This is a genomic window from Trichocoleus sp. DQ-A1 (assembly GCF_039961955.1).
Lineage (GTDB): Bacteria > Cyanobacteriota > Cyanobacteriia > Cyanobacteriales > FACHB-T130 > FACHB-T130.
The window spans coordinates 56348-68921 of the sequence record NZ_JAMPKE010000005.1 but is presented as its reverse complement, the minus strand read 5'-3'; the positions used below and the strand labels follow the sequence as shown (position 1 = coordinate 68921).

General features: G+C 47.9%; 10 protein-coding genes. 8 read left to right on the top strand and 2 right to left on the bottom strand.

The window, feature by feature from the left end; translation table 11 throughout:
- Positions 1 to 38 precede the first annotated feature (38 nt).
- From NDI33_RS07340 to murQ, 7 genes are all read left to right on the top strand, one after another.
- Complete coding sequence (locus NDI33_RS07340; protein ID WP_190677226.1) at positions 39 to 1406, top strand: serine hydrolase domain-containing protein; 1368 nt, start codon at positions 39 to 41, stop codon at positions 1404 to 1406.
- 147 nt (positions 1407 to 1553) lie between these two features.
- Complete coding sequence (locus NDI33_RS07335) at positions 1554 to 2066, top strand: GNAT family N-acetyltransferase (RefSeq protein WP_190677224.1); 513 nt, start codon at positions 1554 to 1556, stop codon at positions 2064 to 2066.
- Between the two features lie 356 nt (positions 2067 to 2422).
- A complete protein-coding gene (locus NDI33_RS07330) occupies positions 2423 to 2668 on the top strand; it encodes a hypothetical protein (protein WP_190435322.1) in 246 nt (81 codons plus the stop codon).
- 35 nt (positions 2669 to 2703) lie between these two features.
- Positions 2704 to 3039 carry a DUF6176 family protein gene (locus NDI33_RS07325; RefSeq protein WP_190410305.1) on the top strand — a complete coding sequence of 112 codons (336 nt, stop codon included), beginning with the start codon at positions 2704 to 2706 and terminating at the stop codon, positions 3037 to 3039.
- Positions 3040 to 3386: 347 nt separating this feature from the next.
- Positions 3387 to 4094, top strand: a complete 708-nt coding sequence (locus NDI33_RS07320; protein ID WP_190677222.1) for a M15 family metallopeptidase — start codon at positions 3387 to 3389, stop codon at positions 4092 to 4094.
- Positions 4095 to 4320: 226 nt separating this feature from the next.
- Positions 4321 to 4713, top strand: a complete 393-nt coding sequence (locus NDI33_RS07315) for a DUF3110 domain-containing protein (protein ID WP_190410303.1) — start codon at positions 4321 to 4323, stop codon at positions 4711 to 4713.
- 83 nt (positions 4714 to 4796) lie between these two features.
- On the top strand, positions 4797 to 5726 hold the full coding sequence (gene murQ / locus NDI33_RS07310; protein WP_190410302.1) for an N-acetylmuramic acid 6-phosphate etherase: 930 nt from the start codon (positions 4797 to 4799) through the stop codon (positions 5724 to 5726).
- 102 nt (positions 5727 to 5828) lie between these two features.
- Here the strand turns inward: murQ and NDI33_RS07305 are convergent, their stop codons facing one another.
- Positions 5829 to 8498, bottom strand: coding sequence for an EAL domain-containing protein (locus NDI33_RS07305; protein ID WP_190677221.1), 2670 nt, complete (start codon positions 8496 to 8498; stop codon positions 5829 to 5831).
- Positions 8499 to 8884: 386 nt separating this feature from the next.
- Complete coding sequence (locus NDI33_RS07300; RefSeq protein ID WP_190677219.1) at positions 8885 to 11452, bottom strand: PAS domain-containing protein; 2568 nt, start codon at positions 11450 to 11452, stop codon at positions 8885 to 8887.
- 196 nt (positions 11453 to 11648) lie between these two features.
- Between NDI33_RS07300 and NDI33_RS07295 the strand changes: the two genes are divergently transcribed.
- A complete protein-coding gene (locus NDI33_RS07295) occupies positions 11649 to 12554 on the top strand; it encodes an ABC transporter permease subunit (protein ID WP_190677210.1) in 906 nt (301 codons plus the stop codon).
- Positions 12555 to 12574: the final 20 nt, after the last annotated feature.

Below are 12574 nucleotides of genomic sequence, written 5' to 3'. Positions count from 1 at the left end.
ACCCAAGCAAAAATTGTACTTGACAAGGAATGGCGAATATGTATTTTCCTCAAATAGCTGCATCAGTCGCTGTTGCCGCAACCGTGGTTCTTGGTATCTCAGGCAGCACCGCTATTGCTAGTAAAGCAGTGTCAAGCACGACAGCACCGAAGGCAGGCAGCTCGAATCTTATTTCATTGCTAACGGCTCAAAAACACAGCAACTCACCGACAAACACTGTATCTGACAAACTCGCTCGCCAACTCCAAGTAACACTGGACAAAACCCGCTTGGCAGCGGGAGTTCCAGGTAAAGGAGGAGTAGCTGGTGCAACTTTGGCTCAAAAACACAGCAACTCACCGACAAACACTGTATCTGACAAACTCGCTCGCCAACTCCAAGCAACACTGGACAAAACCCGCTTGGCAGCGGGAGTTCCAGGTAAAGGAGGAGTAGCTGGTGCAACTTTAGCGATCGCCAGCCGCGACGAGGGACAATGGTTTGGGTCTAGTGGTGTAGCTGACCTGGCAACGGGAACCTCTGTGGGTCCACAGGATCAATTCCGCATCGGGAGCGCCACGAAGACATTTACGGCAACCGTTGTGCTGCAACTGGTGGATGAAGGAAAGCTCAAATTAGACGATACTTTAGACAAATGGCTTCCTTCAATTGCCAAAAATATTCCGAACAGTAACAAAATTACAATTCGCCAACTCTTGAACGGCACCAGCGGCATCTACGATTACTTAGCCGACGACAGCGTGATTTGGCAGGATATCCTTCAGAATCCATACAGAGACTGGAAGCCAGAGGAGCTTGTTTCCTACATTTACGGACGACAACCAACGATTGGGAAGTGGGTCTATCCCAACACTGGTTTTATCTTGCTAGGGATGATCGTTGAAAAGGCGACAAATTCCAGCCTAGCTAGCCAAATAGAAAATCGAATTATTAAACCCTTAGGGCTGAAAAATACCTTTTTTACTGCTAGAACCGATAGCGTTCCGGGGGGAATCGTTCATGCATATTGGGATATCTACCCTCAGGATGGAATTGATGAGGATCTTACATCTGTAAATATGTCAGTAGCATGGGCTGCTGGCACAATGGTGTCTAACACGCAAGACCTGATTCGCTTTGGCGATAAACTTTTCCGGGGTAAATTGTTGAAGCCTCGCACCCTCAAGGAAATGCTTACCTTTATCGACTTGGGAAGCGGTTTCGGATATGGGCTGGGGATTTGGTCTAACGATACCCCTTGGGGAAAAGCATGGCGAATCAGCGGGAGTGGCATCGGGACTGCTGCTGCGCTGTGGTACTTGCCTAATCGAGGGCTTACCGTAGTGTCTTTGTCAAACCAAGAAGTCGGACAGTATTTTACCTCTATCCGCAATGCCACTTTAGAGTTAGTGCTGGGGAAACCGTAAGCAAGGCGATCGCACTTTCGTACCTAAACCCAGCATCCTAGAAGGATTGATGATACTCAGTGCTGGGTTCTTAGCTCCGCGCCAGCGCCGAATCAGTGCAACCAAGAAAACTTCGTAGAGTTCAAATCAGACAGGCAAACATAAAATATGGCGATCGCGATTCGGAACGCCCTGTCACAGGATTTCACCCAAATCGAGCAAATCTCGGTTGCAGCTTACCAGGAGTACGCACGCGCCCTAGCGCCCGGTGGCTGGGAGGTGATGCAGGGGAATTTGTCCCAAGTCGCAAAGAGAGCCGAGGTAGCTCAGTTAATCGTGGCACAGGAGGATTGTCACCTCGTCGGGACAGTGGCGTACTTTGCTCCTGGTAAGTCAGACGGCAGGCTGTTTCCGCCCCAGTGGGCATCCATTCGCTTGCTGGCAGTATCCCCTTCCCATCGCGGAAAGGGAGCCGGACGATTGCTCACCCAGGAGTGTATTCAGCGTGCAAAAGCAGACGGTGCCTGCGAAATTGGAGTGCATACGAGCGAGTTGATGACGGTTGCCAGAAAAATGTATGAGCGAATGGGATTTCAGCAGGACATCGAACTCCCACCTATGTTTGGTCTTCGGTATTGGCGTTACGTGCTACCGCTGACCAAAACGCACGAACCATGCTAGCGATTGAGAAAATCACCCGATCGGGTGAGTCCATAGGATGAGGTTTACTAGAACCGCTTCTTTTACACTAGGTAGGAAACTTCTATAGCCCTTCGGGGAGTAAAAGTTTCCTACCTAGTGTGGCAGATTAACAGGATGACCCATCTAAAAGCCGGTTGAACAGCCATTTCTGAATCGCTAACGGCTAATAATTCATTGCTATTAGCATTCGCAAAACCAGAAATACATAAAGCTGCGATCGCCCAAGTTTATTAAAAGAACGGTTGAAAACACTGAATTTTTCTAGCTGGCGCGAACTGATAGCTACTTAGTTTTCCGGGTCATATTGTTAATATAAAAATTTTTGAGGGGTGAATATGTCTCTGATCCGCGACCTTGTACAACAGGCTCTGGCAACAGGTTATTTAACCATTGCAGCAGAAAATCAACTGCGACAGCTTTTAAGAACTAAGTATGGTCTGGAAGACTTCAACGCTTTCATGGCTTTACAGACAGCTGCAATGTCTGGTCAGGTGAAGCAAGAATCGCGGGAATTAAGAGGGTTACAGCAAACTTTCTGTAAAACGAATAAGCAACCTAACACGCAATACGCAATTCGGTAATTTTTCAATTTTATCCATCCATAAAGGGCAAGTTAATGGCGGACACCCAATGCTTAAAAATTCGGATTAAGCCAGGATTGACCCTCCCTGTAATTGGTTGGCTCAAGAACTTGAACAATCAATTGGATGAAGTGCGGGAATTGCTGAGGAACGAAGGAGTCATTATAGAATCCATCTTTCTCGAACGCAGCCAAGATGGAGACTATTTGATTTTGTATCAAAAGGCAAAAGATTTAAGCAAAGCTAGCGAAACATTTCATCAGTCAAGCTCTCCACTCGCCTTGGCTACTCAGAAATTCATCAGCGAAACTTGGGGAGACATCCAGCCCCTAGAATTGGTCATCGACTTAGAGGGGATGACAGAAGTTTAGGTATTGCGGAAATCAACTATCAAGATTACGCTAGATACAGCAATTTTTTGATGAACCGCGAAGTCGCGTTGGCGTAGCCTGCGCGTTAGCGCTTAGGACGCGAAGAAAGAAAAGAAAGAAGATTTTAAGGGATGAATTAAGATTGTTATTGTGGATTCTAGCACTGTTAATTTTTTATTAATAATTATTTTCTAAGTTTGATATAGATAAACGTTAGCTTTTAAATCTTTTTATCTCGTTATTTTGAAGCGTCGATTAAACTTGTCTAAAACTACTGATAAAAACACTGCATATTTTGAATATTGCACTTCAGGCGGCAAAATAAGGTCAGTTTGAAAGAGCGGAATATGAAACCTTATCAGCAGATTGTAATTGTAGAGTGTGGTGAGCCGCTCACTGCCATTCCTTTGGAACAATTTGCGGTTGTCTCTCCCCATCCTTATGAAAAATTGGGTGCGACTTATGGCGATCGCTCACCTTATTATCTCCGTCAGGGTGTCCTCGAATCCCTAATTGCCGCCCAACACCAGTTAGCTGTCACGAATCCAGATTGGCGGATCGATGTCTTTGATGCCTATCGACCCGTGGAAGTCCAGCAATTCATGGTAGATTACACCTTTGCTGAAGTGGTTCAGGCTCAAGGTTTAAACTTGATTGAGTTAACAGAAGCTCAGCGTCAAGCAATTTGGGAGATAGTCTATCAATTTTGGGCACCCCCCAACCTCGATCCAGCAATGCCACCGCCTCACAGTACGGGGGCTGCGGTGGATATCACCTTAGTAGACAATACTGGCAAGACGATAGATATGGGGGGAGAAATTGATGAAATATCAGCGCGATCGCATCCCGATTATTATGCCAATAGCACCCAGGCAGTCGAACAGCAGTATCATTTTCACCGGCAGCTATTAAATGATGTCATGCTCCAAGCTGGGTTTCGCCGTCATCCCAACGAGTGGTGGCATTTCTGCTTGGGCGATCAGATGTGGGCGTGGTTATGCAATCAAGAAAATCCCCATCATCCTGTGACTGCCCGTTACGGTAGAGTTGCTTGAGCTAGGAAAGGATATCTATGGCGAGCTGAAATGTCTTAACATCTATTGGTTAGGGATAATTTAGCTTTTTTGCTGATTTTATCGTAATTTCATTTGAATCTTCCCTGAGAATTTCGCTTTCTCACTCTCTCTTTTCCTTTTCATCTCTGCTAGCAAAGGAGGGGCAACCAGACGTGATATTAGGGAAGCCAGTCAGATATCCTAAGTTAAGAATGGATAAAAAACGATGACTACATCTAGGCGCGTATTCGTTTTAATATTTAATCCTCGGACTGATAACGAGGGGATTCACTCGATTCAGATTGGCGATCGCAACTGGATACTCATGTTTGAATCAGAAGACGATGCGACTCGCTATGCGATGCTGCTAGAAGCACAAGATTTTCTCAGTCCCAGTGTTGAAGCCATCGATGCAGAGGAAGTCGAGGCATTTTGCGAGGGTGCAGGTTACGAGTGCAAGCTAATTCCGGAGGGATTTGTTCCCGAAGGAGATGCGGAACGTCTTTTTCTGGTTCCGCCAGAAACGAATCTGGAGGAAACAGACTGGAAACCAGATGCTCCGCAAGCGGAAGTTTCCGATCTAGACAGAATTCGCCGTCAATTAGAAGGACTGTTATGAAAGGATCGAGGATGTTAGCGATCGCGTAACCCATAGCGGCGCTTTCTTGGCAGGATGAACGATAAAAAAATGAAGGATCGAGGATGAAGAATCTGGAGGAGCGGGGACATCTTTTAACAGAACAGGTTAATCCCAATAGCCAGAATCTCGACCAGATGAGTTCTCTGGAATTGGTAGATTTGTTCAATCAGGAAGATGCTCAGACGCTAGCAGCGATCGCAATCGCCAGAACTCAGCTCGCTGAAGCAATCGATAAGACGGCTGAGGCGTTACGTCACGGTGGACGCCTGTTTTATGTGGGAGCTGGGACGAGCGGGCGTCTGGGCGTCTTGGATGCAGCCGAGTGTCCGCCCACCTTTTGTACGCCGCCAGAACTGGTACAAGGGATTATCGCCGGGGGTGCGGGGGCGTTAATCCGCAGCTCAGAAGATTTAGAAGACAAAGATGAAGACGGGGCATCTGCGATCGCGACTCGGCAGATTACCCATCTCGATGTCGTTGTCGGCATCACCGCCGGGGGAACAACACCTTTTGTCCACGGTGCAATCCAAGCGGCACGTCAGCGGGGTGCAACCACGATTTTGATTGCCTGTGTCCCAGCCGAACAAGTTACCATCGATGCAGATTTAGATATTCGCCTAATTGTAGGGCCAGAAGTAGTGGCAGGCTCGACGCGACTGAAATCCGGAACCGTCACTAAAATGGCTTTAAATATCCTCTCCACCGGCGTGATGGTGAAGCTGGGCAAAGTCTACGGCAATCGCATGGTAGATGTCGCCGTTACTAATAAAAAATTGCACGATCGCGCCCTGCGAATGCTGCAAGACCTCACGGATTTAAATCGAGAAGACGCTGGATATTTGCTGGAGCAAAGTGGGCGTTCTGTCAAGTTAGCGTTGTTGATGCATTGGACGGGTTTGGAGAAGCAAGAAGGCGATCGCCTCCTTGCAGAACACAAAGGTAATCTCAGAGCAGCTGTTTCCAGCTACAACCACCCCAGCGACTCACCCTAAATTTGAGATTTGAGATGTTGGAATTCTATTTCAACTCTCAAATTTTTCCCAGTTTCAACGGCTGATATTGCCTTGCCGATTTGAGGCAATTTTTGATTTTTATCACCACTGGGGCTGTGCTGCCAATAACTCCTCAGCTGCCGGTGCATCTACCGGCTTAGAAAAAAAGTATCCCTGTCCGTATTCACATTGCAGCCGCTTGAGCTGAAGCATCTGCTCTGCGGTTTCGATACCTTCGGCAACCACATCCATCCCCAGATTGTGAGCCAGCGTCATAATTGTCTGGACAATTTCCCAGCGATTTTCCTCCTCCCCCATGCCGCTAATAAAGGAGCGGTCAATTTTCAAAGTATCAATTGGTAAGCAATGCAGACGCCCCAAGGAAGAATAGCCGGTGCCAAAGTCGTCAATTCCCACTTTCACTCCTAAAGCTCTGAGCTGCTCAAGCATAGCGGTTACGGCATCGGCATCTTCTAGCAAGCAAGTTTCAGTAATCTCTAGCTTTAAACTGCGAGTTTCCAAACCAGTCTCCCGAACAATTCGATCGATCTGCTGAACCATGTCAGATTGGGCAAACTGCATCGCAGAAAGATTTACGCCAATTGTTAATTGTTCATAGTTGGATGTTGAGGGTTCACTATTCTGAACGAATCTTTCTTGCCAAGCACGCATCTGGCAGCAGGCTTCGCGCAATACCCACCAATCCAGTTGCGCCATCAGTCCGGTTTCTTCTGCAACGGGAATAAACTCAAGCGGGGAAACTAATCCTCTCTTGGGATGCTGCCAGCGCACGAGTGCCTCAAAGGCAGTAATTTTGCCGGTTGAGAGGGAGACGATAGGCTGGTAGTAAACCCGAAACTCAGACTTAGGTAAAAGTTTTAAGTTTGGAGTTTGGAGTTTTGAATTTTCATCTTGTAAAGGAGAACTCAAAACGGAGAACTCAAAACCTTCCTTAGATAAAGCTCCAATTGCCAGACGCAGGTCGGTTTCTAATTGTAAAAGTGCGATCGCTCGTGCATGTAAAGTCGTGTGGAACACTGCATAACGCCCTTTCCCCATGATTTTTGCCTGAGATAGGGCAATGTCGGCATCGCGCAGCAAGTCCCACTCCGGGTTAAGTCCGGGTTCTTGCCCCTTTTGAGTGTTGGGTGAAGGAAGGCTTGAAGGCGTGAGGAAGGGAATTGTCTTACCATCCTGTCCCACTCTCCGAGTCTCCGGCTCTCCGACTCTCCGACTCAGGGCAATGCCAATACTCGCGGCGGCGAATACTTCATGTCCATCAAGGTAAAAAGGGGATGCGAGGGCTTCGTGGATTGACTCGGCAACCCGGGTCGCGTCACCCAGTTGCTGAATCTCCTCCAGCAGGATCGTGAACTCGTCTCCGCCGAGACGTGCCACTGTATCTCTGGGGCGCATCAGAGTACAGAGCCGATGAGCGATCGCGACGAGTAGTTTATCTCCGACCGTATGCCCCAAGCTGTCGTTAATCACCTTAAATCGGTCGAGATCCACAAACAGCACCGCAAATAGATAATTTTCAAACTGATAAGTACGTTCTAGGGCAACCTCCAACCGCTCCATAAATAAGGTTCGATTGGGCAAACCCGTCAGCGAGTCATAAAGTTGCCGTTGCTGCTGCTGCTGCTCAATGTGTTGAAGCTGCGCTTTCATTCGCAGACGCTCTTGGATGCTCAAGCTCGCTGCCGTTAAACAAAATAATCCCACGGGTGACACGACCGGCATCAAGTAACCCACCCGCAAAAGCACTACACTGACAATGACCCAGCCGCTACAAAGACTAACGACTGCAATCAGCTGGTGTCTGGCCCGATAGCGGTTGAGCGTGAAGCCAAGAATTGGCCCGCCCAGCAACAGGAAAACCAGAATCCACTTGGGATCTGGGGCTTTCAGACAGTTTTGTTGCAAGAGATTATTCAGAACGGTAGCGTGCAGGTGAATTCCACTCGCGGGTGGATGACCGTCAAACGGAGTGTTTAGAGGATCGAGAGCGGCTGCTGTGACGCCCACCATCACAATCTTTCCCTTGAATGCCGAGGCAGGCACTTTCCCCTGAAGGACTGAAACAAAGGAATAGTGCGGTGCCTGAAGCACCTCACCGGGCCAGTTCACGAGCAGCGGTTGATTCATCGGTGGGAGTTTTACCGGCTCTTTCACCAGTGAATAAACCTGGGAAGCCGCGATGCTTAAAAGAGGCACGCCTTCAAGTTGCGGTACAACTTGGCGAGTTAAACCATCGCTATCCTTGTGGTTGGCAATATGTCCAATTGCGATCGCGCTTTTACTCAATTCTGGAGTCGGACGCAAAGGGGTAGTTGTCCGATCCCACCCCTGCGCCAACACCACCTGACCCACTTTTTCCATCGCCGCCGCCATCTGTGCATCTTCCGGACTACTTTCGGGCATCAGCACGTCCAATACCACCACACTAGGCTCTGCTGCGGACAGTTGATTGAGCAACTGGGTGTATTGCTTGCGAGGCCAAGGAAAGCGACCCAGTTCCTTTAAACTGGCTTCATCAATGTCAATCAACACCACCCGTTCATCCCAAGGCATCGTTCCCCGGAGGCGGAATAAACCCCGATAAGCAAGCTGTTCCAGTGGTTGCCAAATCCCTAGCACCAAACCACTTGCAACGATTAAAGAAGGAAAAAAGAAAAAAGCAAAATTAGCAATAAAGGATTTTTTTTCTTTTTCTTTTTCTTCTACTTTTAAACTTTGAATTTTGGGCTTTTCAGGGAATTGCCAGTTCATACATCTGCTGTTTTCCCAAAGGAGTCGCAACAGCGTTGATGCGACCGTTTATAACAATTTTGCTTAATGCTGCTAGGTTTAATTTTTTCCAACTCTCAATTTGGTAGAGACGCGAACTGACTCTTTCAGCGCTAGGCTAACGCCTCGCTTCGCTGTTTTCATGCCCAAAGGGCTGTACGCGATCGCCTTTAGTTCCCTTGCGAATTCAACCTCAATCCGAAATCTACCATCCAAAATTTTCTAAAAGGTTTTGTTAAATGGATACCCAAATTTGTAATTGCGCTCAACTGCAACAGCAGCATCTCAATTATAAAAATTGATTGGGAACCATCTCTATCCCCCCACCCCCCTCCGCTGGAGAAAGGAAGACCGGGAATCATTTCCTTTCACCGGGCACTTGAGTGCATCGTTTGGTCAAACACCTCATACCGTCCCTTTCCTAGCGCTTTGGCACGATACAAGGCTGTATCGGCATCGCGCAGGAGGTCTTCAGGTCGATCGTAGCCGCTGCTGAGAACAATGCCAATACTTGCGGCAGTAAAAACTTCGTGTCCGTCGAGATAGAAAGGCGGTATCAGTTCTCGGTTGATTCGTTCGGCGATGCTGGTGGCGTGACTCAGGTCGTCAATAGCTTCCAAAAGCAGGGTAAATTCATCTCCCCCCAAACGAGCGACGATGTCTTCAGCACGCACGCAGGTTTCGAGACGGCGAGCGACGCAGCGAAGCAGCCGCTCCGCTAACGCCACCAATAATTTATCCCCAACCAGATGCCCCAAACTGTCGTTTACTTTTTTGAACCCGTCCAAATCTACAAACAGCAGCGCAAACTGAAAATCTTGACACTGTTTGGCTCGCTCCACCGCTTGACTGAGGCGCTCCATGAACAAAGCTCGGTTGGGCAAGCCGGTTAAGATATCATAAAACGCCCGCTCCCGCAGATGCTCCTTTGCCCGTTTGCGCTCGGTAATATCTTCCACCGTGCCTTCGTAGTAAAGCAGCGTACCTTCACAATCGCGCACCGCACGGGCATTTTCTGCAATCCAGATAATGCTGCCATCTTGACGGGAGACTGCGGATTCAAACTCTGAAACTGCATCGTGTTCTTGCAACAGGCGCGTAAACTCAGCACGCCGGTTTGGGTCAACGTATAGTTGCTGCTTAATATCCGTCAGACGCGCCATCAGTTCTGTCGGAGACTCATATCCATAAATGCGTGCCAGAGCGGGATTGGCACTAATATACTGTCCATCGGGCGTCGTCTGGAAAATCCCCTCAATTGCATTCTCAAAGATACTGCGATATTTTGCTTCCGCTTGCTGTAGAGCCTCTTCTGTCCGCTTGCGCTCGGTGATATCGGTGATGAAGCCTTCGAGTCCCAGGACTTTACCGGCGCTGTCACAAACTGCCGCTCCTTTTTCCCAAACCCATTTTTCTACACCTGATTTGGTCAGAATGCGATATTCCACCACATAGGGTTTTAGGAGCGTGATGCCCGTAGCGATCGCCTCTAAAACCTTGGGTAAATCTTCAGGATGAGTAATGGAATCATAAGAGACTGCCCGATCGCCAATCAATTCTTCACTGTGATACCCAGTCAGCTTAAAGCAACCTTCACTAATGTAAGTCATCGACCACGCTGGATCATTTCCACAAGAAAACACAATCCCTGGCAACGAGTCAATCAAACTTGCAAGACGGCGCTGGCTTTCCCTCAGGGCAGCTTCCGCTTGTTTTTGCTGCATCACGGTTCCCAGATGCGCTGCTACTGCTGACACCAGCTCAACCAGTCGCTTGTCCTTCTGGCGAGATTCAAACAGGAAGAAAGTGAGAACTGCCACTACCCGATCTTTAGAGAGAATCGGCACGGCAAATCCAGCTTTGAGTCCGCAATTTCTGGCGAACTGAGTCCGGATAAAAAATGGGGGCGGCTCAATCGAAGCATCAGGAATCCACTCTGGCTGCTTGGATAACCAAACTCGTCCCGGTAGCCCAATCCCCGGTGAAAACTTCAACATTTCGCTCTCGCGCCGGAACTCACTCAGGGTTAGGGGAAGTTCTGATTGCAGCTTAGTGTTGGATTGCAGGTTAGCCGATTGAAAGTTAGCAGGTTGATTTAAACCTTCCAGTTTCAACCTTTCAACCTGTAACTGTTGTAACGTTTCAACCTCTAATTCTAAAGTGCTGCTGTACCAAGCCGGACTGCATTCTAAAACTGTGTCGTCTGAGCTGGGTATCCAAGCTTCACCAAAATTCCAGCCGGTCGTTTCACACACTTGACGTAGCGCGACTGAAAGTGCAGTGTGAAAATCTGGAGCAGCACCAATTGCCTGGGTTAGGGTTTGCAACAGTTGAATTTCTTCTTCAGCCCGCTGGCGATCGCTAAGGTCAATAGACCTATCCATAAATTGGTCTAAAGTGTTAGCGGAGCGGGGGTCTAAGAAATCCGGATTAGGGATTGAAATCATGATCAAGCCCTCCAGAGCCAGCAGTTCTCCCGATTGGGAGAAAACTCCACAACCCTGTTCCCATACCAACTTCTCTTCTCCCGCCGCTGTGATGATGCGGTAGACAAGCTGGAAGGGTCTATATTCTTGCACGGCGGCTTGTATGGCGTTCCACACCTGCTCTCGGTCGTCGGGATGAATCAGTTGGGCATAGCAGATTTCTCGGTTGCCAATGAGTTCAAACGGAGAGTAACCAGTGAGCTGATAGCAGTCCTCGCTGACCGCTTCCATTGTCCAGCTCTGGTCGTTGCGGCAACGGTAGGCCATGCCAGGTAAGTTACTCATCAGGGTTGAAAGGGGACGAACTCCGGATAGGGATTGTCCCGTTGAAACAGGGCACTCTTGTAATGCATCTTCTGTCTGAAACGTATAAGTCATTTCAAACGGTGTTCCCAGTCCCCTGATGTTTTCCTTGAGATCAACGAGATCAACTGGTTCTAACCGCTCCACTCTCGGCGTCTCCTACAGAAATAATGTAAAGCTGGGAGAAAGCTCGTCAGCTGCGGCGAGGCAGCGATTCGCTGCTCCTTTCAGGATGGTTAGTGTATATTAAACTACCCTGAAGTTTCCAACAACAGTAAAATAGACTACACTCGAATCGCTAATTGAAACATTTCTAATTACTAATTGCTAATAGTTTTTTAATATGCAGCATTGGATGCCAAGAAATAGAATTTTCGCTAAACAAAGATTAACGCCTTATCTGTTTTTGCTGCCTGCTTTGTTGCTTTTGGGATTAACCGTTTTTTGGCCTGCCTTGCAAGCGTTTTACCTTTCTTTTACGGAATACACTCTCATCGGGCAACCGCCAGAATGGGTGGGTTTTAAGAATTTTCGGCGTTTGTGGACCGATACGGTGTTTTGGCAGACGCTGTGGAATACTCTGCTTTACCTGATTTGTGTCGTGCCGATTTTGGTTGTAGCATCGTTGGGTTTGGCGATTCTGGTCAACCAAAAGCTACGTGGAATTAGCTGGCTTCGGGCAGCTTATTACACACCTGTAGTCATTTCAATGGTGGTGGCGGGGATTGCTTGGAACTGGCTTTATGCAGAAAATGGTCTGTTGAATCAGGTGTTAGTAAACACAAAAATTCTCCCATTTCTCCAAAATGGCGTCCCCTGGCTGACTAGCCCGCGCTTTGCACTTTTTAGCGTGATGGTGGTGACGGTTTGGAAGGGATTAGGCTACTACATGGTGATTTATTTAGCTGGCTTGCAATCAATTCCAGCTGATGTCTATGAAGCGGCGGCAATTGATGGATCGGATGGGATTGCTAAGCATTGGGACATTACGATCCCATTGATGAAACCGTATTTAGTGCTAGTGGCGGTGATTTCTGCGATTTCTGCCACGAAAGTATTTGAGGAGGTTTATATTATGACCCAAGGAGGGCCGCGAAACAGTTCTAAAACGATTGTTTATTATCTCTATGAGCAAGCTTTCCAAAATTTAGAGATGAGTTATGCTTGCACAATTGGATTGGTGTTGTTTTTGGCAATTCTGGGGCTATCAATCTTGAATTTAAAGCTATCAAACTCAATTAAAAATTAGAAATAAAATTAAAAATAATT